Genomic DNA, 22,111 nt, shown 5'->3' with positions numbered 1-22,111 from the left:
CTCCCTGCCCGACGGTGCCGCCCGGCCCGTCGGGCGGGTTGCAGCGGGCGTCCGGGGCCCGCGCATATCGTTGAACTCATGAAGGCGCAGCTCGCGGATCTCGCACGGATAGTGCCTCCACCCGCGGGCCCACCCGCGGTGGATCGCGATTGGTCGGAGATCGAATGTCGGCTCGGACCGCTACCGGCCGACTACAAGTTGTTCATCGACGTGTACGGGGCGGGCCGCTTCTGGGGAGGCGAGCTCGGCATCGCTCCTCCGGAATGGATCGCCGCCACTGGGGATCGGTCGGCGCAGGGGACAGTTGCATTCCTGCAGGGAGAGGCGGACGCGCGTTCAGACCATGTCGCCGTGGCCGGTCGCGCCTCAGCAGACGACATCTATGGGCGCGCGACCGACAGCTACCTCGTCTTCGGCGTCTCCGGCTGCGGCCAGAGCTTGCTGTGGCGCACGAGCGCCGCCGATCCCGACCGCTGGCCGGTCATCGCCACCGACGGTGCAGGAATCGACTTCGACGGTGACGGCATGATCAGCTATCTCATAGGCCTGCTGGGCGGAACCGCTCCAAGCGCAGCGTTCGACGAGGAATGGCTCCACGACGTCATGGATCTGCATCCGGACGAGCCGTACGTGCGGGTGGAGCGGTAGCTCCGCCGGCTGTCCGGCATCGGCTCAGACCAGCCGACGACCGAACTTCGCGCGCAGGCGCATGTCGACGAGGAGCAGGTGGTACGGCAGGCGCCGCAGAGCGAGCGGGGTGAATCGGTTGCTGAAGGCGACGAGGCGCCACAGGGCGTCGAAGCGCCGCTGGTCGCGGTCGGTCCACTCGACCTCCATCGCCTCCCGGAACTTGGGCGCGAGGAAGCCGGCGGTGAGGAAGCGGTTGAACGACTTGACCGGCTGCGGGAGGTCGCCGACGAAGGTGAAATCGACCAACTGGCGCAGGTACTCGCGGGCGGGTCCGTCGGGGTTGATCTTCGTCGCGCACAGCTCGACCCACAGGGCGTCGAACTCGTCGGGGGTCGCCGGCCAGAGGTCGGCGGGGACCTGGAGCGTGGTGCCGAGGGGTGCCGCATCGCGGTAGAACAGCGCGCGCTGCTCCCGGTTCATGCGGCCGCGCAGCAGCTGGTGCGTGTCCTCGAAGCCGATGTACAGGCACATCGCCACCCACAGCTGCAGGCCGCGGTCCATGGCGTTGTACTTGACCGGGCTCGACGCGGTGCTGCGGACCTGCCGGTGCGAGGTGTTCACCGCCTCCCGGTAGCGCAGCTTGTCGGTCGCCGTCCCGAGCACCGCGACGGCGAGGTAGGTGATCGTGGTGCGGGTGCGCTTGACGGGATGCTTGTACAGCGATCCCGAGTCGACCTTCGACTCCATCACGCCGTAGCCGACGGGCTTGTTCACCAGCTGCATGATCACGTTGGCGGCGCCCGCGCCGAGCGAGGTCACGTCCGCCGCGTCGGACAACGTGGTGAGGACGTGCGCCGGGCGGACGGGCGTACTGACGGCGATGCGGTAGCCCTCCGAGACCGGGTCGACGGCGCGCGCGGGCGGTGCGGATGGTGCGGCGCCGGTCGCCGGGGCGGTCGTGGCGTTCGGCTCGGCGCTCGTGGTCATGCGGTCCTCTCAGTTGTTCCACCGATTCGGTGTGTGAATGTTCACTTACTTATACTGTTGACGGTACACCGCGGACGGGCGCGCGACAGTGAGTAGCCTCGATGCGGACGGTGGAAGAGGAGTTGACGTGACCCAGGCGCGGCGGAAGCGGCCCAAGGACCGGCGCGAGCAGATCGCGCGGGTCGCCGCTGAGGACTTCTCCCGGCGCGGCTATCACGGCGTCGGGATCGAGGAGATCGCCGCGTCGCTCGACATCAGCGGTCCCGCCGTCTACCGGCACTTCCCCAACAAGTACGCGCTGCTCGAGCACGCCATCACCTCGGCCTCCGATGCGCTGTGCCACGCCGTCGACGACGCGGCCGAGGCCACGGAGGGGAAGGAGCCCGGGGAGCGCGTGGACGCGATTGTCGAGGCGGCCCTGGGGGTCTCCTTCGAGCGCCGCAACACCGGGGGGCTGTTCCGGTGGGAGCAGCGCCTCCTCGAGGGCGAGGACCGGGCGCGGATCCGCGAGCAGCTCACCGCGATGATCGGCACCGTCGCCGATGCCGCGCAGCCCGCGCTCCCGGGCGTCGCCCGGGCCGAGATCGACCTGCGCAGCGTCGCGCTGATCAGCGTGACCGGCAGCGTCACCGCGCACCGGACGGTCCTGGCCCAGAAGCGGGCCGAGGCCGTGCTCGGCGCGGCCGCGCGGCAGGTGCTGGCGCTGCCCGCGCCGCGCGTGCCCTACACGGTCGCGCCGCCGGCCGAGCCCGCGCCCGAGGCGGGCCGCCAGGAGCAGGTGCTGGTCGAGGCGATCGAGCAGATCTTCCAGCACGGCTTCCACAACGTGAGCATGGGCAAGATCGGGACCGCAGCGGGGATCGTCCCGTCGGGCATGTACCGCTACTTCCCGAGCAAGGCCGGGATCCTGGTGAGCGCCCTCGATCAGGCGGCGGAGGGCGTTGCGGGGGCGATCGCGGAGGTCTCCACCTCGGTGCAGGACCCCGCGGACCGGCTCGCCGCGCTCGCGCAGGCCTACGTGCAGCTGTCCTTCCTGCGGTCGAAGCTGATGACCGTCTACTTCCGCGAGATCGGCAACGTCCCGGACGCCGACCGCAGCCGGCTCGCGGGCATCCAGCGGGCCAACATCGCGGCGTTCGCCGACGCGGTGGTCGCCGTGCGACCCGAGCTCACGTCCGCGGAGGCCACGTTCCTCGTGCACGCGGCGTTCGCCGTGGTCTTCGACGTGGGCCGCACCCGGCGCTTCGACACGGACCCCGCCTTCCAGGCCGAGGTGTACGCCCTCGTCTGCGCGGTGCTGTTCCCCGCCTGACCGCGCGCGCTCAGACGAGGGACTTGCCGGCGCCGATCCGCACGCGCACCTCCAGCAACACCGATCGCGTCGGCCCGAACCGCAGGAACCGCGGGATGAAGCGGTTGACGAACGCCACGAACGCGAAGAGGTTGTCGAACCGGCGCTGATCCGCCGCCGTCCACTCGACGTGCATCTGTTCCCGGAAGTACGGCGCGAGGAACCCGGCCGTGAGGAACTTCAGCAGGCCGCCGAACACCAGCCGCATCGGCCAGTTGATCATCCGCAGGTTCAGGAGATCGTCGATGTACGCCGCGATGGGCTCGTCCAGGCGGGTCTCGGCGCACGCGCGGACCCAGTACTCGTCGAACTCGGCGCGCGTCGCCGGCCACATGTCGCGCGGCACCTGCAGGGTCGTGCCGAGCGTCGCGCAGGACTGGTAGAAGCTCTCCGCCTGATTCTCGGGGAGCTTGCCGTTGAGCATCTGGTACGTGTCCTCGAATCCGACGAAGAGGCACGAGGCGACCCAGAGCTGCAGGTTCCGGTCGAAGGCGTTGTACTTGACCGGGGCTCCCGGTTTCGACTGCACGTGCCGGTGCACCGCATTGACCGCCTCACGGTAGGCCTCCTTCTCCGCGTCGGTGCCGAGGATCGCGACCGCGAGGTACTGGGTCGTGGTGCGCGCGCGCTTCCACGGGTGCTTCATCAGTGCGCCGCTCTCCACCGGGGATTCCGCAACGCCGTGCCCCACCCCGGGGCTCATCATCTGCATCGCCACGTTGGCGGCGGCGCCGGCGAACCCCCAGAAGTCGAGCGCATCGGTGACCGCCAGCTCCCGCTTCGTGTACCTGCGGTGGGTGCTCGGTATCGCGATCCTGGTGCGCTCGAGGGTGAGTGGCGCACCGTCGGGCGAGCCGACGTCGCCGGCGGGGCTGGGCGAGCGTGACATGGCGGTGCTCCTATCGGGTCGGCGGGAGGGTCGCGAGGTGGTCGTTGAGCCGGACCAGCCCCACGACCGCGAGGGCGGCGGCCGCGAGAACGACGGCGACGAGCAGCAGCCAGGCCGCGATGCGGACGACGGCAGGCACCTGCTGCCGTCCGCCCAGGATCTTCACGTACTGGACCACCACGTCGATGATCCACACCAGGGCCATCACTGCATCGTCACGTTCGAGAAGAGCAGCACCGGCCAGCAGACGATGGCGCCGAGGAAGGAGATGATGCGATCGATTCCACTGAGGTTCCCGAGGTGGTCCATGTGCGTCAGCGACCAGACCAGGCCGATGATCCCGTAGGGGATGCCGACCAGGATCAGGAAGCCGAGGAACTCCGAGACCTTCATCTCGTAGTCGAGGAAGCGCTGCAACATCGTTCGTCCTCCGGACGGTCAGTTGGGGGTGCCCGACGGTGCCGGGAGTGCGGGCATGGTCGGGGTGGCGGGAGGCTGCGGGGTGGCCGCGGCGGACGGGTTCGCGGACGGTGTCGTGCCGGTGCCGCCGAGGCCGTTGAGCACGGCGTTGGGGTTCGCGGGATCGCCCGCCTCCGTGATGATCCAGTCGCGGTTCCGGTCGAGGCTCACCGAGTAGGTGCTGGTGCTGATGGTGCCCTGCGGCGCCTGGATGTTCTGCGAGGAGACGTCGACGGCGACCTTCACCTGATAGATGCCGTTCACTTCGGAGGTGGTCTTGGCGAAGGACGCCCGCCCGCTGGAGGTGAGCCGCAGCGGCGTGACCACCTCGCGCATGACGTCGAGGATCGAGTCGAACTTCTTCGCCAGTTCCGGTGTCACCCCGGCCTTCACGCCGTTGAGCCACGGGGTCAGGTCGCGGTAGTCCATGGTCGCCGCCTTCACGGCGTAGTCGGAGGCGATCTGCTCCGCCCGGGCGCGGTCCGCGGCCTCCTGGCGCTCGGTGGAGAGCGTCCGGGTCTGCAGATACAGGAGCACGGAGACGGCGACGAGCGCCACGACGACCACCGTCGCGAGCACGGTCCGCAGTGTGCCCGACGTCGTCCGTCCGGCGGTCGCGGGGGATTCCGTACGCGCCTTCGTCCGTGCGGCGCCGGACGTGCCCGCGGGTCGGTCCGCCGACGGCGGCTTCGTCGTCCGCTTCTTCTCGGTCGAGACCACGGGGCCCGGCGTCGCGTCGGCGTCCTCCGTGGAGTCCGTCGAGTCCGCGGCCACCGGAGCGGCCTCGGCTTCGGCGGCGGTGCCGCGGGGGTCGGTCTCGGGCGTGCCGGCGGCGGCCTCGTCGGGGCCGTCGTGCTCCTGCGCCATGGGGTCCTCTCGAGTCAGGGGCGGGGAAGGGTCAGGGTGACGCGGGCGGCACCGTCGGTACCGGCCACCTGCAGGGCGTTCGACAGGAGCGTGCTGAGATCGATCTGGGGCACCGTGCGATTGAGCGCCGAGAAGATCGAGATGAACGGCCCGCCGGTGGTGGCGAGCGCGGGTAACAGCTCGTCCAGGTACGGCTTGAGCCGCCTGAGGAAGGGGTCGACGGTGTTCACGAACGGGTCCGGCGCGTTGAGCGTCAACACCATCCGCTGCACGGCCTGCACCGCACTGAGCACCACGTTCCCGGTGTTCTCGAACTCGGCGCCCAGGCGCTGCACGGCGTTCGCGGTCCAGTCCAGATCCGCCGAGTAGACCTGCGTGTTGGCGAACATGCTGCGGATCGCCGGCATCCGGCTGAGCACCGTCGAGCTGAGCAACTGGCCCGCCCGGCTGAGCGTGGTCAGGTCGTCCTCGCGGCCCGACGTGGCCTGCCACGCCGTCTTGACGATCCCACCGAGCGCTCCCGCGTCGGCCGTGCGGTTCAGGGCGGCGAGCGCCTGGAAGACGTCGCTCACGGACCGCGATTGGGTGACCGCGGTCGCCGGGATCTCCGCGCCGGACGCGAAGACGGCGCCGCCGGAGGAGCGGGGCGCGAACTCCACATAGGGCTCGCTGAGAGCGCTGAGCTGCTCGACCGACAGGGCCGAGTCGACGGGGATGCGGTAGTCCGACGGGTAGCGGAGCGCGATCCGCACCCCGTCGGTCGACGGCTCGACGGCGGTGACGTCGCCGATCCGGACGCCGCGCAGCAGGATCGGCGAGCCGGTCGCCAGCTGTCCGGTGTGCGCGAGCTTGAGGGACAGCGTCGTGTACGTCACGCCCGGCCGCAGCCCCATGTACCCGACGAGGAGGATGAACAGCCCGACGAGGAGGACGACGGTGAAGGTGACCGCATTGGCGAGGAGTTCCTTCTTCATCGCACCGCCCCGATCATGCGCATCGCGCGGAGCGCCTGCTCCGCCTTCTCCGCGGTGGGTACCGCGGGCCCGTCGGAGACCTTCACGACGTTCACCTTGGGGCCGTGCTCGACCCACGGGATGATGGTGTCCCGAAACAGGTTCCGCAGATTGATGAGGTTGTCCGGACGGGTGGCGCCCACCGGCCGGTCGAGGAGCAGCAGCGGGCTGACGACCTGGGTGAAGAGGGCGGCGAGGTCACGGATGCCGGGGGTCAGCGGTGCGGCGTTCTTCAGCAGTGGCGCCAGCGAGGCGTAGACCTCGGTCACGCGGGCGGTCTCGGAGATGATGCCCCAGCGGCGGAGGCCCTCGGGCGCGAGGTACTCGCTGAGCATCGCGTGCTCGGCCGCGAGCGATCCGGTGACCCCGACGACGGAGCGGAGCGCGGTGTCGAGCGAGCTCGTGTCGTTGGCCCAGGCCATGATCGTGGACGCCAGGTTGTCGGTGATCTTGCGGGTGCGGGCCGGATCGTCGGGGAAGGCTCCGTCGATCCGTTGGATCGTGTTGCCCAGCTGCGAGACTCCGCCGCTGCCGAGGAAGCCCGACAGGCTGGTCATGAGGTCCTCGATGTGATCCGGCGGGCGGCTCTGCGCGAGGGGGATGAGCCCGCCCGCGCGCAGCGGTTGCGCGGTCGAGGTGGGCGCCGAGACGAGGGCGATGTAGACATCGCCGAGGAGCGTGTCCTGCCGCAGTTCGGCGGTGGTGTCCGTGGGGATGGTGGCCGGCTCGCTGATGTTCAGGGTCGCGACGGCGCGGTCGCCGTCGAGCCGAACCGATTCCATCCGGCCCACGGAGCGGCCGTTGAACCGGACCTGCGCCTGGTCGGGCAGGTTGAGGGCGTTGGAGAACTCCACGCGCAACGGCCATCCCGAGGTGGACCAGGTGGTCGGATCGGGCAACGTCGACGGGCTCGCCCGGAGCACACCGACGACGCCGAGTCCGAGGACGACCAACAGGAGAAGGCCGCGGGTGATGCGGCTGCGCAGTGTGGGGCGGTTCATCGGGCGGCTCCCGTCCCGCGGAGGATGGCCGAGATCAGGTCGACATCGATGTGGCCGGGGTCGACGACCTTGCACTGGCCCGGTGCGATCCGGTTGACGTTCGCACAGGTCAGTTCCGGGTTGCGGGCGACCATCTTCGTCGGCGGCGGGGTGAAGACGATCTTGAGGCCGAGGGTGCGCTGGTCGAAGGAGACGTTGAAGGCGTCGATCAGCGGCGGGAGGAAGCCGAGGAGATCGCCCCAGTTCTTGACGCCGGCGCTGACCAGCCGCGACGCCGGGATGACGGTGTCCAGGATCGGCCAGAGATTGTGACCGTAGTGGGAGATCAGGTCGCGCAGCAGCTTTCCGAGCGGGATCAGGGCCTCGGCGAGGGTCTCGGTCGTCTTCGCGGTCGGCACGATGATGTCGGCGAGGCCGTCGGGGGTGGTCAGGAGGAGCTGCTTGAGCGGGTTCCAGTTCGCGGTCATGCCGCCGGTGAGGGAGGAGAGCGAGTCGATGCTGCGGCCCACGTCGCCGATACCCGGCCCCGGATCGTCGAGAAGCGCGGCGAGGCTCTCGATGACACCGTTGACGTCGGGCCCGGTGCCGTCGACGGCCGCCGCGAGCGAGGTGAGCGAATCCTGAACCTGCTTGGTCTGCTCGGGCCCGCCGCCGGTGGTGAGCTTGGCGGCCGCGTCGCCGAGGGAGCTGAGACTGCGGCTCAGGGACTGCGGGGTCTTGGTGTCCGTCAGGCACGTCCCCGCCTGCAGCGCGGGGCCCTTGCGGGCATCGTCGATGAGCGCCAGCTGTCGGGAGGCGATCAGCGAGGCGGCGACGGTGACCGCGCCGGTGCCGGAGCTGACGGCCTGGTCGGCGTCGACGTCGAACTCCACTCGGGCCGCGGCGTTCTCGGGGCTCACCGCGGTGACCCTCCCGATCGGAACGCCGAGCCGGGTCACCGGGTTGCCGACGTAGAGCCCGATCGCGTCGGGCATCAGCGCGCAGTACCGCGTCTGCGCCTTCTCGGGAGTCCGCGCGACGTACAGCGCGCCGGCGATGATCGACCCGACCACCGTGATCGCGATCGCGGTGACCAACCATTTCGAGCCCAGGATCTTGGAGATCATCAGCACGGTGCCCCTTCCAGCGGGATGCAGTACTGGGACGAGATCGTGGGGACGGAGCCGTCGAAGACGATGGTGCCGTCCGGTTTCACCGAGGACTGGATCCGCCCCAGCAGGGCCATCGCGTCGTCGATCATCTTCTGGTACTTGGTGAGCAGTGCGCCGATCTGGCCCGACATGAGGTTGAACTGGGCCTCCATCGAGGCGAGGTTCTCCTGGTAGAAGTTCGCCGGCGGAATGATCCGCTTGAGCACGAGATCGAGCGAACTCATGAAGCGCTTGTACCCGGCGACGTTCAGGCGCGCGGTGGAGAAGTAGATGTTCATGTCGCGCATCACCTGGGTGAGGACGTCGCCGTTGCGGTCGATGGCGGCGGAGTACTCGGACAGCGTCTGCACGAAGCCGCCGACCTCGTCCTTCTGCGTCGAGATGCTCTGCACCACGCCCTGCAGGGTGGACAGCAGCTCCTTCATCTGCCCGGAGTTGCCGCTCGTCGCCCGCTGGATCTGGGCGAGCGACTCGCGCAACGGCGTCGGGTCGATCGCGCGGATCTTCGGATCGGCCTGCTGGAAGGTCTCCACCAGGCTGTACGGGATTCGCACGCGGGCCGGCGGGATCGCCGTAGCGCCCAACGAGGAGGTGCCGATCGAGTCGATGTCGACGAAGTACCCGCCGACGCCGGTCAGCATCTTCACCGCCACCCGGGACTGATCGCCGATGTGCACCTTCTTCTTGATCCGCAGGCCCACGTTCACGTGGCCGCCCTCCAGTGCCACCCCCGCGACGGAACCTACGGAGACGCCGGCCACGCGGACGTCGTCGCCCGGGCGGACCATGCCCGCTTCGGGGAAGTTCGCGGTGTAGGTGGTGGTGCCGATCGGACGGACCGCGAGCACCGAGCTGGCGATCATCAGCACGAGCGCGAACGCCACCCCGAGGACGCCGAAGGTGAGCTGCCGCTTCTTCGAACTCGGCTGCGCCCAGGCCTCCTCGATGCCGGAGGCGAGCTTCGTCGCGATGCCGTAGCCGTCGCGCAGCAGGTTCACGGGCAGGTTCAGCGCTTGCACAGCGTCACCTTCGATCCGCGGAGGAAGACGAGGACGCCGGCCGGTAGCTGGGCCTCGCCGCGGCTGCAGCCGGTGTCCCCGCCGGCGGAGGGGACCTGCTGCTGGGTCAGGTTCGCGAACAGTCCGGGGAGCAGCGCGGCGAGGTCCACGAGGCTCTGCAGGCGCGGTAGTTCGGGGCGGGCGAGCTCGAGGAGCGAGCTGCCGGCGGGCTGCAGGCCCGCGCCGCGCAGGAGCGAGTCCGCGGCCGAAATCAGTTCGGCGCCCTGATCGGACAGGATCTTCGTCGACGGCGCCGCGTTCCGCATCACCTCGCCGATGCCCTTCAGATAGCCGATCACGGTGGGCAGGGAGCCGGACTTCCCGCCGAGGCTGTCGTTGATCGTCTTCAGGTTGCGCACCAGGGTCTGGAGGAGCGCGGAGCGGTCATTGGTGAACCGGCTCAGCGTCTGCAGCGCGTCGAGCAGCGGCCCCAGGCCGGAACCGTCGCCTTCGACGACGGCCGCGATCGACTGCGCGAGATGGTTGATCTGCTCGGGCTGCATCGCGGCGAGGACCGGCTGCAGGCCGTTGAAGATCGTCGTGACGTCGAACGAGGGCACCGTCCGGTCGGTCCCGATCGTCGACTTCGGGTCGACGGTGCCGGCCTGCGCGTCGCTCGGCGAAAGGTCCAGATACCGCAGGCCGGTGAGGTTCTGGAATCGGATCGACAGCGTGGTGGCGGTGGTGATCCGCTGGTCGCGGTTCACTGTGAACGCGACCCGCGCCAGCGAGCCGCGCGTCGCGTCGTCCTGGTCGAGCGTGACATCGCTGACCTTGCCCACCTGCACCCCGAGCAGCCGGACGTCGTCGCCGGAACGGAGACCGGAGGCGTTGGTGAACATGGCCGTGTACGGCGACTGCGCGGCCTGCGCGGGTCGCGTGAGCGCGCGGACGGTGAACGCCCCGCCCACGGCGATGAGGACGACGAAGATGAGCAGCAGGGTTCCGGGATTGCGGGCGGTGCGCACGTCAGCGGCCCCTCGTCGTGGTCGGCGCGGTCGTGGTCGGTGCGACGCCGGTGGTGGCGGTCGCCGTCGCACCGGGTGATGGTTTCGGCGCGGGAGTGACCTTCGGCGGGGCGGGCCTGCCGGGCGGGGTCACGGAGAACTGGGGTACGGGCGGCAACAGCGACGCGATCGCGGGGAACTGCTGGAACGTGACGTCGAGATTCAGGACCGGACCGGATCCGTTGTCCGGCATGGACCGCCGGATCCGCTCGATGAGCTCCTCGAGCTGGCGGCCGTTGCGCGCGGCGTCGGGGAAACTCGTGACCGCCCGGGTGGCGAGCTCGCGGACGGGCACCAGGACCTCGGTGAGCGCGGCGACGTTGGGCGCGCTGAGCAGAGCCGTGAGTGCGGGTGAGAAGTCGTGGGAGATGGCGTCGATCGTGCCCTTCTGCCGCTCCGGGTAGCCGGGGGTGTCCGGACCCGACCAGGACCAGAGCGCGCGCAGACCGGGCAGCATCCGCTTGACCGACGAGTCCAGTGCGCCGAGCGTCGACGCGATCGTCGGCAGTGTCTCGGACGTCGGGATCCGCTGCGTATCGGCGTTCGCCTCCGCGATCGCGCCGACCGCGCCGAGGAAGGGCAGGAACTGCCGCGTGGTGGTGTCCAACTGGGCGATGAGCTCGGCCATGTGCGGGCGGAAGCTCTCGCGCTCCATCGTGCTGAGGGACCGGAGCAGCGACGCCATGGTGCCGTCGTCGGGGGCCGAGAGCGGCTCCCAGGAGGCGCCCGAGGTGAGGGCGCGGCCACCCCGGCCCGGGGTGAGCGCGACGACCGTGATGCCGAACATGTTGCCCGGCGCGAAGGCGACCTTGACGGCGTCGGTCACCAGATCGTCGGCGGCGCCGTTGAACCGCATGGCGACGCCGAGCCGGCCGGCGCCGCGGTCGACGATGTCGGTGACCTCGCCGACGCGGAGTCCGTCCATCTCCACGGCGGTACCCGGCCCGACGCCGGGAGCGACGTTGCGCACCACCAGGGTCAGGGTCTTCGGCGGCGTGGTCATGATCGCGCGGACCGCCCAGATCGTGGTGGCGGCCAGGACCACCACGAGGACCGCGGCGATGCCGCGGCGCAGCAGCACGGGGCCGGGCGTCATCATGCCCGTCACCGGCGAGGGCCATCGCGTCGTCACGTCGTCACCCCCGGAAGACCAGTTCGCTGCTGGCACCCCAGATGCCCAGGGTCATCAGCATGTCGAGCACCACGATGGCCACCATCGAGGCGCGGACGGCGCGCCCGGACGCGACGCCCACGCCCTCGGGCCCGCCGGCGGCGAAGAAGCCCTGGTAGCAGTGGATGAGGATCACGGCACAGATGAAGACCACGACCTTGGCGATGGAGGCGATGAGGTCGGCGGGCGAGAGGAACTGCTGGAAGTAGTGCTCGTAGGTGCCCGCCGCGTCGCCCTGGGCGAGCGTGACGATCGTGCTGCTGGCGAAGAAGCTCACGATGATCGCGATGAGGAAGATCGGCACGATCGCGACCACGCCGGCGATCATGCGGGTGCTGACCACGAAGGAGATCGAGCGGAGGCCGAGCGCCTCCAGCGCGTCGATCTCCTCGGTGATCCGCATGGCGCCGATCTCGGCGGTCATGCGGCAGCCGGCCTGGACGGCGAAGCCGGCGGCGGCGAGGATCGGCGCGAACTCGCGGGTGTTGGCCAGCGCCGCGATGACGCCGGTGAGCGGGCCCATGCCCAGCAGGTCGAGGGAGGCGAAGGCCTGGATCGCCACGGTGCCGCCGACCGCGAGGCCCAGGACCACCATCATCAGCGACGTTCCGCCGCCGACGATCACCGCGCCGCGGCCCCAGGTGAGGTCCGTGATGGTGCGGACCGTCTGCTTGGGGTAGTTCCGCAGCGCGTGCGGGATGAGCGTGACCGAGGCGACGACGAAGGACACCATTTGGCCGAGGCGCGCGAGGGCACCGCGCAGCGAATCCGTCAGCCTGCCGAGGGTGCGGAACCCTCTCGGGCGGTAGGGCGCGATCGTCACGGAATCAGCCGACCTCTCGTGCGGGACGGAGAGGGATGTGTGTGAGGTGCGCGGAGGTGCATGTCAGCCCACCCTCGTGCGGGACGTGGAGAGATGTGTGTGAGGTGCGTGGAGGTGCATGTCAGCCCACCCTCATGGGGAAATAGGTCGTGTAGATCTGGGTGAGCGCGAAGTTGAGCACGATGATCCCGACGGTGGAGACCACGACGGTGGTGTTCACGGCGTCGGCGACCCCGCGCGCGCCGCCCTTCGCCTCGAGACCGTGCTGGCAGCCGAGGACGGCGATCATGATCCCGAAGATCACCGCCTTGAACAGTGCGAACCCGAAGTCGCGGGTGGTGGCGTAGGCGCCGAAGCTGAGCCAGTAGCTGCCCGGCGTGACGTCCTGTCCGGCGATGGCCAGGTAGTACGCGGCGCCGATGCCGACGACGGTGATGAAGACGCAGAGCAGCGGCGCGACGAAGGCTGCCGCCAGAATGCGCGGCACCACGAGCCGGCGGACGGGGTCGATGCCCATGACGCGCATGGCGTCGACCTCCTCGCGGATGGTGCGGGAGCCGAGGTCGGCGGCGATCGCGGAGGCGCCGGCGCCGCCCAGCAGCAGCCCGGCCGCCATGGGGGCGGCCTGCTGGATCACCGTGAGGCCGCTCGCGGCGCCCATCAGCGAGCCCGCACCGATCTGGTTGACGATGCTGCCGATCTGGATCGTGACGATGACGCCGAACGGGATGGCCATGAGGAAGGCGGGGATCGCGGTCACGCTCACCAGGAACCAGGCCTGGACGACGATCTCCCGGAACTGGACGCGGCCCCGGAGGAGGTCGGCAACCATGGACACCAGGGAGTGGAGGACGAGTTCGACGGTGCGACCGAGGGTGCGGACCGGGCCGAGCGCGTTGTCGTCGAGATTCCTGCGGAGTGCGTCGAGTGCGCCGGGTCGCGCGGTGGGCGCTTCCTGAGACGATCGCGATGCCATAGCTCACCTCCTTCCTGGCACATGTTAGGGAATGTTCTCTATCTCGGCAGGGTTTTGCGATGATTTTCCGGGCCGACTCGTCAGTCGACTGATTTCGCTGGTGGCAGGGGGTTGGGGTACCCTGGTCCGGTTGCCTTGAGGGCAACGCTCCTGCCGTGGAGAGTCCACGGCCGCATAGTCCATAGGAGGAGGCGAAAAGCCCATGCGTAATTACGAACTGATGGTGATCCTGGATCCGAGCCTGGATGAGCGCACCGTCGCGCCCTCGCTGGAGACCTTCCTGAACGTGGTCCGCAAGGACGGCGGATCGATCGGGAACGTCGACATCTGGGGCAAGCGCCGTCTTGCTTACGAGATCTCGAAGAACGCCGAGGGCATCTACGCGGTGATCGATCTGACCGCCGAGCCGGCGACCGTCAACGAGCTGGATCGTCAGCTCAAGCTGAACGAGTCGGTGCTTCGCACTAAGGTGCTGCGGCAGAACTAGTCGCGCACTAACTACAGGGAGAAGACACCATGGCAGGCGACACGATCATCACGGTCATCGGCAATCTGACGGCGGATCCGGAGCTGCGCTTCACCCCGTCGGGTGCGGCGGTGGCCAACTTCACCGTCGCCTCCACGCCCCGCACGTTCGACCGGAACTCGAATGAGTGGAAGGACGGCGAGGCGCTGTTCCTGCGCTGCAACATCTGGCGTGAGGCGGCGGAGAACGTCGCCGAATCGCTCACGAAGGGCACGCGCGTCATCGTCTCCGGCCGGCTCAAGCAGCGGTCCTACGACGATCGTGACGGCAACAAGCGCACGGTGGTGGAACTCGAGGTCGACGAGATCGGCCCCTCCCTGAGGTATGCGACGGCGAAGCCGACGCGCACGCAGCGCGGCGGTGGCGGCGGCGGTTTCGGTGGCGGCAACCAGGGCGGCGGTGGCGGTTACAGCCAGCCCGCCCAGCAGGCTCCGCGCCAGAACCAGCCCGCAGACGATCCGTGGGGCAGTGCCCCCGCGGCCGGGAGCAGCTTCGGCGGCGGCAACGACGATCCGCCGTTCTGATCCCCGGGATCGAACACTGTGAAGGGCGCAACCGGCTCGCCGGGCGCCCAGTAGACCTCATCAAGGAGTACCAACACCATGGCCGGTAAGGGCAATGGCCGGAAGGTGCGCGTCGAGAAGGCCGTCAAGGCCAAGGCGTGCACGTTCTGCAAGGAGAAGAACACCAAGATCGACTACAAGGACACGACGCTGCTGCGTCGGTTCCTGTCGGAGCGGGGCAAGATCCGCAGCCGTCGCGTGACGGGCAACTGCGTCCAGCACCAGCGCGACATCGCGATCGCCGTCAAGAACGCGCGTGAGGTGGCCCTGCTGCCGTTCACGTCGACGACCCGCTAAGGAGGGGTGAAGAAATGAAGCTCATCCTCACCGCCGACGTCGACAACCTGGGCGCCCCCGGCGACACCGTCGAGGTCAAGGACGGCTACGGCCGTAACTACCTGCTGCCCCGCGGCCTGGCCATCGTCGCCACCCGTGGCGCCGAGAAGCAGGTCGAGGGCATCCGCCGCAGCCAGGAGGCCAAGCGCGTGCGCGGCCTCGATCACGCCAACGAGCTGAAGCAGGCCATCGAGGGCCTGGAGTCCGTCTCGCTGACCGTGAAGACCGCCGATTCGGGCAAGCTCTTCGGCTCGGTCACCGCTGCCGATGTCGCCGCCGCGCTCAAGTCCGCCGGCGGCCCCGCCGTCGACAAGCGCAGCATCGAGCTGCCGCAGGGGCACATCAAGTCCACGGGCTCGTTCCCGGTGGTCGTGGTGCTGCACCCGGACGTGCGCGCGAAGTTCGCGCTCACCGTCGCCGCGCAGTAGTCGCACAGACGAGAAGAACCCCCATCGCCTCCGGGCGGTGGGGGTTCTTCCGTGTCCGGGTCGGTCAGACGGTGATGGTGCCGACGCAGGGGGTGCTGGTCTGGGTGCCGATCCACTCGCTGCCCGCGCCGGCCTTGATGACCAGGTTGAAGGTCACGGCGCCCTTGCCGGTGGTGATGGGCGTCTTGTTCAGGGTGGGCAGGGGGCCGACACCGTTGAGCTTGGCGCTACCGAACTTGCCGGAGGTGGTGTTGTTCCACGACAGGCTCGCGGACGAGGCGAACTGGCTCAGGACGAGGTCGCGGGCGCCCGCGTTGCCGGTCGCGGAGACCAGGATCTGGCCGGGGGCGCCGACGGTGGCGGTCACCTTCCAGGTCAGCATCTGGCCTCCGACCACGAACATGGGGTTCGCGCTCGTGCAGGTGGCGGACACCGAGGCGGGCTTCGGCTTCGGCTTGGGGGCGGGGGTCGGGGCCGCCCCCGCGGATCCGATGGCGCACGTGGCGACGGCCGCGAGCGCGACCGCGACGCCGGCCGTGCGCGCCGAGATCGTGGAGGTGTTCATCGGGTGGATCCTTCCGCAGTGATTGATGCACCGATCAGAATACGCGGCCACCGGGGCCGGAAGAAGGTGCACCGGTGTTGCGTGACGCGTTCGCGCTGGTAGGGGGCACGGCAGGTGACCGGTCGGTAACAACTGAGGGTGGTTTTCGCAGCCCGACGGTGACCGATTCACTCACGACACGCCCGAATGTCAAGTCGGTGCGACACGCGGAGGAATCTCGATCCACAACGGTACCCACCCTCATTACCCGATATGAACTGGGGCGACGCCGAACGCCCTCCCGAGTTTCCACAAGTTTTCCCCATCGGTCCACACCGGCGTCCCCACCCTGACCGCGCGCCATCCACAATCCACTCACAGATCCATCCACAGCTCCGCTTTGCGGTGTCGAGCGGAGGGCCTAGCGTTCACGTGCGTCGGTCGCGCTCCCGTGCGAGGTTTGCTATTCGAAAACCTGTCAGGGGTCCGCGGTAGACCGATCGCAGTACGGGTGAGTCCTCGCCGCCGCTCGGCGGCCGGGACGCGAGAGAGGTGGGTGCGCGGTGTCGGTCACGGACGAGCAGGAGTTCACTCCGGGGCCCGGGCCCGTGGGTCGTCCGGAGCCCCGGCCCGACGGTCCGCCCGCCGAGGACTTCGGCCGCCAGCCCCCGCAGGACATCGCCGCCGAGCAGTCGGTGCTGGGCGCCATGATGCTCTCCAAGGACGCCATCGCGGACGTCCTCGAGGTCATCAGCCCGGGCGACTTCTACCGTCCCGCGCACCAGTCGGTGTACGACGCGATCCTCGACCTCTACGGCGCGGGGGAGCCCGCGGACGCGGTCACGGTCTCCGCCACGCTCGACCGCAAGGGCGAGCTCAAGCGCGTCGGCGGCGCCCCCTATCTGCACACCCTGATCTCCACCGTGCCCACCGCGGCCAACGCGGGCTACTACGCGGAGATCGTGGCAGAGAAGGCCATCCTGCGGCGCCTCGTCGAGGCCGGGACCCGGATCGTCCAGTACGGCTACTCGGGGTCCGACGGTGCCGACGTGGCCGAGGTCGTGGACCGGGCCCAGGCGGCCGTCTACGACGTCACCGAGCGCAAGGCCTCCGAGGACTACGTGATCCTCGAGGAGCTGCTGCAGCCCACGATGGACGAGATCGACGCCATCGCCTCCCGCGGCGGCGTCAGCATGGGCGTGCCCACGGGCTTCACCGACTTCGACGCGCTCACCAACGGCCTGCACTCCGGCCAGATGATCATCGTCGCCGGCCGTCCCGGTGCGGGTAAGTCGACGATGGCGCTCGACGTGCTGCGGTCCTGCACCATCGAGCACCAGATGCCAGGCGTCCTGTTCAGCCTCGAGATGAGCAAGACCGAGGTGGTCATGCGCCTGCTCTCCGCGGAGGCGCGGATCAAGCTGGCCGACATGCGCTCGGGCAAGATGTCCGACGACGACTGGACCCGCCTCGCGCGCCGCATGTCGGAGATCTCCGAAGCGCCGCTCTTCGTCGACGATTCGCCGAACCTCACGATGATGGAGATCCGCGCGAAGGCCCGCCGGCTCAAGCAGCGGCACGACCTCAAGCTCATCGTCATCGACTACCTGCAGCTGATGACGTCGGGCAAGAAGGTCGAATCCCGTCAGCAGGAGGTCTCGGAGTTCTCCCGGCAGCTCAAGCTGCTCGCGAAGGAGCTCGAAGTCCCGCTCATCGCCGTCGCACAGCTCAACCGTGGTCCCGAGCAGCGCACCGACAAGAAGCCCCAGGTCGCCGACCTCCGTGAGTCCGGCTCGCTCGAGCAGGACGCCGACATGGTCGTCCTGGTGCACCGCCCCGACGCCTACGAGCGTGACGACCCCCGCGCCGGCGAGGCCGACTTCATCCTCGGCAAGCACCGCGCCGGCCCCACCGCGACCGTCACCGTCGCCCACCAGCTGCACTACTCCCGCTTCGTGGACATGGCCAAGGGCTGACAGCGTCCTTGTAGGGTCCCAGATTCCGTGGCGGAATCCCAAGCTACGTGGCGGACAGTTGGCGGATCCGCCAACTGTTTGGGACACGCCGGGGCACGTCCCCGCATCTGAGGGCGGAAGTGGCACCGTCAAGACCATGTCGCCCGGCAGCTCCGCGGGGACCGCGGTGGAAGTATCGTTCCGCCGCGGTGAGGACCTCTGTGAGCGGACCGTGGAGTGGAAGTCGGCCGCAATGGAGGACCTTCGCGAGGCAGCGCCGTGGCGCACATTTCGCTGGTATCGAGGGCAGAAACACTACTCGGGGTGGTACTGGTCGAGCACTACCCGCGATCTGGTGATCTATGAGTCCCGCCTGGAGCTCGCTAACCTGATGCTCGCAGACTTCGACGATCGGGTTCGGGGCATCGTGGCCCAGCCTTTCCTTCTCGCGACTGAGGTCGATGGTGTCCTGCGGAGGCACGTTCCGGACTTCCTACTCGATACTGATTCCGGCCCGGTCGTCGTTGACGTAAAGCCTGCTCGACGGCTTGATAATGATGATGTTGCAAGGGTTTTGAACTTGACTCGGGATGTCGTCGAGGCCAAGGGGTGGCGATACGAGGTCGCCACCGAGCCGCCGCCGCGGAGGGCCGCGAATGTCAGATTCCTCGCTGGCTATCGGCGCGAGAGTGCAATCGTGCCTGACCATTGCGAGGCGGTTCAGGCGGTCGCTCAGGTGGGATTGACGATTGGTGCTCTCATCGATCGGATGCCAGATCGTCCTGACGCGAGCGTGCGAGCGGCGGTGCTGCACTTGATATGGCGGCGTCGGCTGCACGTCGACATTGACGCCGCAATCACTAGTCGCACTCAGATTTCGAGGGTCTTGTGAGTGGCGTTGAGCGGGTTGAGGTTGGCGGACGGTACATGTACGACGGCGAGGCGTTCGAGATCGTGGAGCTCGCCACGGCTAAGGGCGTCGTCGATGTGCTGGGGAAAAGCGCTGCAGGGCAGTACATGCGAGTTGGCCTCGCGGAGTTGCTGTCTTCGGTCCGGGGTCGGGTCCTCCCGACCGGCCCTGGCGTTTCGAGCACTGATGCAACCGAGCCTGCAGGCGTCATCTTCGGTGAGTTGTCCGCGGCAGAGCTTCAGAAGGTGACGGAACGCGCGGGGCACGTACGCGAGATTCTTACCGGGTACAGATCTGGCAGCGCGGAGACTGCGAGCAAGGGGGAGCCCAGGCCGGAGTTTTCCGGCGACCGCCCGCTCACTGACCGCTACGCAGCGAAGGCGCGCGAACTGGGCGTCGGCTTGCGATCTGTGGAGCGGTGGGTGTCCAAGTTCCGCACTGAAGGGCCCGCAGGCCTGGTAGACGCGCGACGTACGAGAGAGGCGGAGCCCTTCCCGTCTGTCGATCGGCGGTGGTTAGACACAGCTGTCGAAGTCATGGTTGAGCACGCCACCGAGTCGAAACCGTCCCGCACGATGGTGATGGCACGCGCGGAGGCACGGGTCTTGGCGCGATTCGGAGAAGGGGTCGTCGCCATCCCGTCTCGGACAAATGCTTTCCGCGTTCTCGAGTATCTGGAACAGCGCTATCCCACATTTCGACTGTCTGCCAAGCGAAATCGCGACATCGCTGAGCGGCCAGAAGGCGTGTACGGCAAGCTCCGTCCAACTCGGCCTGGCGAGTACATGCTGATGGACACAACCAGGCTCGATGTCTTCGGGCTCGATCCTCTGACGCTGCGATGGGTGCAGGTCGAACTGACCGTCGCGATGGACTGGTACACCCGCTGCATCACCGGGTTGCGATTGACCCCGGTTTCCACGAAATCGGTTGATGTAGCGACCGTGATGTACGAGGTTTTCAGCCCACGTCCGGCCGGCGCGGACTGGCCGGAATACGCGGTGTGGCCAGCTCACGGAGTACCGCGGTCGGTACTTGTAGATGTCACCGCGGAGCGGCCAGCGGATGCGGCCGCTGGACCAGCTATTGTCCCTGAGACACTGGTCGTGGACCATGGCAAGGTCTACCTCTCGAACCACGTGATGAGTGTGTGCCAGCGCTTCGGGATTTCGGTGCAGCCAGCTCGGCTCCGAACCGGCCGCGACAAAGGGCCAGTTGAGCGGTTCTTTCGTACTATTCGTGAAGATCTCCTCCAGGCCTTGCCGGGGTACAAGGGACCTGATGTCCACTCCCGCGGCGAGGATCCTGAGGGCGGAGCGTTCTTCTACATCGACGAGCTCGAAAGCATCATCCGCGAGTGGGTTGCGCAGGTCTACCACCACCGCCAGCATTCGAGCCTGCTCGACCCGCGAGTTCCGGGCTTACGTATGTCGCCCGCCGCGATGTTCGAGCACGGTGTTTCTCGCGCCGGATACATTGAGGCGCCTCGCGATCCGGACCTGGCATTCGAGTTCCTCAAGCCGGTATGGCGGAAAATTCTTCACTACGGTGTCGAGATCGGAGGCCGCCGCTACAACGGAGACGGGCTCAACGGCTACCGTAACCTCGCGAGCCGGTTCACCGGCGAGGCCAAGGGACGATGGCCGATCCACTGCGATCCCGACGACATCACCAAGGTGTACTTCCGGCGCCCAGATGAGCGGACCTGGCACACATTGGTGTGGGAGCACGCACCGTCGATCGATATGCCGTTCAGCGAGGATGCACTGCTCTACGCAAGGAAGCTAGCAGCATCGAAGTACCGATTCCCCAACGACCGCCTTGCGGTAGCTGACTTGTTGGAGCGGTGGAACATCGGCCTGGGCTCGACCCGAGTGGAACGGCGCATTGCATTGAGAATGTCACGCGAGACCGAACTGTCGCAGCGACCGCAGGGCGAAGCGCGTGTGGATCGACTGCCGTCGGTCGCCCGCGTGCTCGCTCCCGACCAGGACGAAAGCGATGTGCAAGCAGAGGACACCGCGATTGATCGCGGTCTCGACTACGCCGGCGAGGAAGGTGACGACGATCGATTCGACCAGGAAAACATCGATGACTTCTACTCCGACGCGCTGGAGGACGTATGACCGAAACCGCCGCGACACTCGACAATCTGACCCTCGCCCGAAAGGAAGGGTGGCAGAAGTTCGTCAACACCCCCGCACGTGTTCCACCGGAGGCGTTGAACCGCGATGAACTCGACAGACTGACCGACAAGGAGCGCACCGACTACGACCGTGAGCGCCGCGAGTGGCACGCGAACCTCGGGCCCCTCAAGACCAGACAGCTGGTCGAGGTGCACGAAAACCTCTGGGATGTCATCGACTCCAACGCCCAGGACGGAGACAAACCGAAAGGCGCCGTTGCGATCGACGCAGTACCCGGACTAGGGAAGACCACCGCGGTATTGAGCTTCGCCCGCGCGTTCCACCGCCGCGAAGTAGCCGAGAACGGCACTACGACCGAGGAAGGTCATGAACGGTGGCCGGTGTGCCGGGTGGGACTGACCGGCAACACTGGCCTACGCGAGTTCAACCGGGCGATGCTCGCGTTCTACGCCCACCCAGGCGGCCGCCGCGGCAACGCCGCCGACTTCGCCCACCGAGCCCTGGACTGCGTGCTGGCATGCGAAACGAAGATCCTCATCGTCGATGATCTGCACTTCCTGCGGCTGCAGTCCACCTCCGGTGTCGAGGTCAGCAACCACTTCAAGTACATCGCCAACGAGTTCCCGTTGACGGTGATCTTCGCTGGCGTCGGTTTGGAGGCGCGGGGACTGTTCTCCGAGGGCAGTAGTGACCGAGATGCTCTTCTCGCGCAGACCGGCCGGCGTACAACGCGGCTGACAATGGATCCTTTCGGTGTCACCAATGATGCTGGGCGCCGGGCATGGCGTCAGACGCTCAAGGCGATCGAGCAGCGGGTGGTTCTGGCCGAAAAGTATCCGGGCATGATCGCCGACGATCTCTCTGACTACCTGTATGCCCGGTGTACCGGCCAGATCGGCTCACTGATGACCCTGATCAACCGGGGATGTCAGCGCGCGGTCCGGACTGGGTATGAGCGCCTCGACGAGGAACTGCTCGATCGGGTCAAGATCGACGAGGCATCGGAGAAGGCTCGCGAAGAACTGCGCCTGGCATTCGACAACGGCTGCCTGAGAACTCGCATCGGCAGGGCCGGATGACAGTGCCACGTTCGCTTCCCTTCAGGGTGGACCCGGTGCCGGGCGAAGCGATCGATTCCTGGCTCGAAGCGATCGCCTTCCGCGCCGACTCAGCGTGGGGAGACCTTCTCGACGCAGTCGACATACCTGCGCCTGCAGGTCTTGGGTACCCGCCCTGGACGATTGGCTATGTCAAGTTGATCTGGCCCCGGTAGGGCGGTTTCATTCGGCCCCACCTGAGTGGGGCCCTGAGCCGCTAGA

24 protein-coding genes are annotated in these 22,111 nt (G+C 68.1%); 10 read left to right on the top strand and 14 right to left on the bottom strand.

What is annotated here, in order from left to right:
- The first annotated feature begins 78 nt into the window (after window positions 1-78).
- A complete protein-coding gene (locus ACLQ3K_RS23600; protein WP_224645557.1) occupies window positions 79-648 on the top strand; it encodes a hypothetical protein in 570 nt (189 codons plus the stop codon).
- Window positions 649-672: 24 nt separating this feature from the next.
- On the opposite strand, the gene ACLQ3K_RS23595 is transcribed toward ACLQ3K_RS23600, so the two are convergent.
- Window positions 673-1,617 (bottom strand): oxygenase MpaB family protein, encoded by a 945-nt coding sequence (locus tag ACLQ3K_RS23595; RefSeq protein ID WP_426001889.1) that lies wholly within the window; start codon window positions 1,615-1,617, stop codon window positions 673-675.
- 127 nt (window positions 1,618-1,744) lie between these two features.
- Here ACLQ3K_RS23595 and ACLQ3K_RS23590 point away from each other — a divergent pair, with 127 nt between their 5' ends.
- Window positions 1,745-2,929 (top strand): TetR/AcrR family transcriptional regulator, encoded by a 1,185-nt coding sequence (locus tag ACLQ3K_RS23590; protein WP_426001888.1) that lies wholly within the window; start codon window positions 1,745-1,747, stop codon window positions 2,927-2,929.
- 10 nt (window positions 2,930-2,939) lie between these two features.
- Here ACLQ3K_RS23590 and ACLQ3K_RS23585 read toward each other — a convergent pair whose 3' ends face one another.
- The 12 genes from ACLQ3K_RS23585 to ACLQ3K_RS23530 all read right to left on the bottom strand — a co-directional run bounded on the left by ACLQ3K_RS23585 (window position 2,940) and on the right by ACLQ3K_RS23530 (window position 13,383).
- Window positions 2,940-3,857, bottom strand: a complete 918-nt coding sequence (locus ACLQ3K_RS23585) for an oxygenase MpaB family protein (RefSeq protein ID WP_426001887.1) — start codon at window positions 3,855-3,857, stop codon at window positions 2,940-2,942.
- Between the two features lie 10 nt (window positions 3,858-3,867).
- Complete coding sequence (locus ACLQ3K_RS23580; protein WP_224645561.1) at window positions 3,868-4,062, bottom strand: hypothetical protein; 195 nt, start codon at window positions 4,060-4,062, stop codon at window positions 3,868-3,870.
- Window positions 4,062-4,277, bottom strand: coding sequence for a hypothetical protein (locus ACLQ3K_RS23575; RefSeq protein WP_224645562.1), 216 nt, complete (start codon window positions 4,275-4,277; stop codon window positions 4,062-4,064). The genes ACLQ3K_RS23580 and ACLQ3K_RS23575 overlap by 1 nt, the downstream gene beginning before the upstream one ends.
- 18 nt (window positions 4,278-4,295) lie before the next feature.
- The gene (locus ACLQ3K_RS23570; RefSeq protein WP_426001886.1) at window positions 4,296-5,183 is read right to left on the bottom strand and encodes a hypothetical protein; all 888 of its coding nucleotides are present in this window, start codon (window positions 5,181-5,183) and stop codon (window positions 4,296-4,298) included.
- A 14-nt stretch (window positions 5,184-5,197) separates the two neighbouring features.
- Window positions 5,198-6,157 (bottom strand): MlaD family protein, encoded by a 960-nt coding sequence (locus ACLQ3K_RS23565; RefSeq protein ID WP_224645564.1) that lies wholly within the window; start codon window positions 6,155-6,157, stop codon window positions 5,198-5,200.
- Window positions 6,154-7,197 (bottom strand): MlaD family protein, encoded by a 1,044-nt coding sequence (locus tag ACLQ3K_RS23560; RefSeq protein WP_336672024.1) that lies wholly within the window; start codon window positions 7,195-7,197, stop codon window positions 6,154-6,156. The genes ACLQ3K_RS23565 and ACLQ3K_RS23560 overlap by 4 nt, the downstream gene beginning before the upstream one ends.
- Window positions 7,194-8,303 (bottom strand): MlaD family protein, encoded by a 1,110-nt coding sequence (locus ACLQ3K_RS23555; protein WP_224645566.1) that lies wholly within the window; start codon window positions 8,301-8,303, stop codon window positions 7,194-7,196. Before ACLQ3K_RS23555 ends, ACLQ3K_RS23560 begins: the two co-directional genes overlap by 4 nt.
- Entirely contained in the window at window positions 8,303-9,367 is a 1,065-nt protein-coding gene (locus tag ACLQ3K_RS23550) for an MlaD family protein (RefSeq protein ID WP_224645567.1), read from the bottom strand. The genes ACLQ3K_RS23555 and ACLQ3K_RS23550 overlap by 1 nt, the downstream gene beginning before the upstream one ends.
- On the bottom strand, window positions 9,355-10,374 hold the full coding sequence (locus tag ACLQ3K_RS23545; protein ID WP_224645568.1) for an MlaD family protein: 1,020 nt from the start codon (window positions 10,372-10,374) through the stop codon (window positions 9,355-9,357). The genes ACLQ3K_RS23550 and ACLQ3K_RS23545 overlap by 13 nt, the downstream gene beginning before the upstream one ends.
- A gap of 1 nt (window position 10,375) precedes the next feature.
- Window positions 10,376-11,545 carry an MlaD family protein gene (locus tag ACLQ3K_RS23540; RefSeq protein WP_426001884.1) on the bottom strand — a complete coding sequence of 390 codons (1,170 nt, stop codon included), beginning with the start codon at window positions 11,543-11,545 and terminating at the stop codon, window positions 10,376-10,378.
- Between the two features lie 4 nt (window positions 11,546-11,549).
- Complete coding sequence (locus tag ACLQ3K_RS23535; RefSeq protein WP_426001883.1) at window positions 11,550-12,407, bottom strand: ABC transporter permease; 858 nt, start codon at window positions 12,405-12,407, stop codon at window positions 11,550-11,552.
- Window positions 12,408-12,528: 121 nt separating this feature from the next.
- Window positions 12,529-13,383 (bottom strand): MlaE family ABC transporter permease, encoded by an 855-nt coding sequence (locus tag ACLQ3K_RS23530; RefSeq protein ID WP_224645571.1) that lies wholly within the window; start codon window positions 13,381-13,383, stop codon window positions 12,529-12,531.
- A 202-nt stretch (window positions 13,384-13,585) separates the two neighbouring features.
- On the opposite strand from ACLQ3K_RS23530, the gene rpsF reads away from it, so the two are divergent.
- The 4 genes from rpsF to rplI all read left to right on the top strand — a co-directional run bounded on the left by rpsF (window position 13,586) and on the right by rplI (window position 15,236).
- On the top strand, window positions 13,586-13,870 hold the full coding sequence (rpsF, locus tag ACLQ3K_RS23525) for a 30S ribosomal protein S6 (protein ID WP_068570214.1): 285 nt from the start codon (window positions 13,586-13,588) through the stop codon (window positions 13,868-13,870).
- A gap of 29 nt (window positions 13,871-13,899) precedes the next feature.
- On the top strand, window positions 13,900-14,433 hold the full coding sequence (locus ACLQ3K_RS23520; RefSeq protein WP_224645572.1) for a single-stranded DNA-binding protein: 534 nt from the start codon (window positions 13,900-13,902) through the stop codon (window positions 14,431-14,433).
- A 78-nt stretch (window positions 14,434-14,511) separates the two neighbouring features.
- Complete coding sequence (gene rpsR, locus ACLQ3K_RS23515; RefSeq protein WP_068526176.1) at window positions 14,512-14,769, top strand: 30S ribosomal protein S18; 258 nt, start codon at window positions 14,512-14,514, stop codon at window positions 14,767-14,769.
- 14 nt (window positions 14,770-14,783) lie between these two features.
- Window positions 14,784-15,236, top strand: a complete 453-nt coding sequence (gene rplI / locus ACLQ3K_RS23510) for a 50S ribosomal protein L9 (protein WP_224645573.1) — start codon at window positions 14,784-14,786, stop codon at window positions 15,234-15,236.
- 64 nt (window positions 15,237-15,300) lie between these two features.
- Here the strand turns inward: rplI and ACLQ3K_RS23505 are convergent, their stop codons facing one another.
- Window positions 15,301-15,801 (bottom strand): hypothetical protein, encoded by a 501-nt coding sequence (locus tag ACLQ3K_RS23505; protein WP_224645574.1) that lies wholly within the window; start codon window positions 15,799-15,801, stop codon window positions 15,301-15,303.
- 587 nt (window positions 15,802-16,388) lie between these two features.
- Here ACLQ3K_RS23505 and dnaB point away from each other — a divergent pair.
- From dnaB to ACLQ3K_RS23485, 4 genes are all read left to right on the top strand, one after another.
- A complete protein-coding gene (gene dnaB / locus ACLQ3K_RS23500) occupies window positions 16,389-17,756 on the top strand; it encodes a replicative DNA helicase (RefSeq protein ID WP_224645676.1) in 1,368 nt (455 codons plus the stop codon).
- A gap of 136 nt (window positions 17,757-17,892) precedes the next feature.
- Window positions 17,893-18,627 (top strand): TnsA-like heteromeric transposase endonuclease subunit, encoded by a 735-nt coding sequence (locus ACLQ3K_RS23495; protein ID WP_225536084.1) that lies wholly within the window; start codon window positions 17,893-17,895, stop codon window positions 18,625-18,627.
- Between the two features lie 35 nt (window positions 18,628-18,662).
- Window positions 18,663-20,771 (top strand): helix-turn-helix domain-containing protein, encoded by a 2,109-nt coding sequence (locus ACLQ3K_RS23490; protein WP_068526171.1) that lies wholly within the window; start codon window positions 18,663-18,665, stop codon window positions 20,769-20,771.
- Window positions 20,768-21,871, top strand: coding sequence for an AAA family ATPase (locus ACLQ3K_RS23485; RefSeq protein ID WP_019201592.1), 1,104 nt, complete (start codon window positions 20,768-20,770; stop codon window positions 21,869-21,871). Before ACLQ3K_RS23490 ends, ACLQ3K_RS23485 begins: the two co-directional genes overlap by 4 nt.
- Window positions 21,872-22,111: the final 240 nt, after the last annotated feature.

Origin of the sequence: Tsukamurella sp. DT100, from assembly GCF_049844855.1 — a bacterium.
In the GTDB taxonomy this organism is placed as follows: domain Bacteria; phylum Actinomycetota; class Actinomycetes; order Mycobacteriales; family Mycobacteriaceae; genus Tsukamurella.
This window is presented reverse-complemented; position numbering and strand designations above follow the sequence as displayed.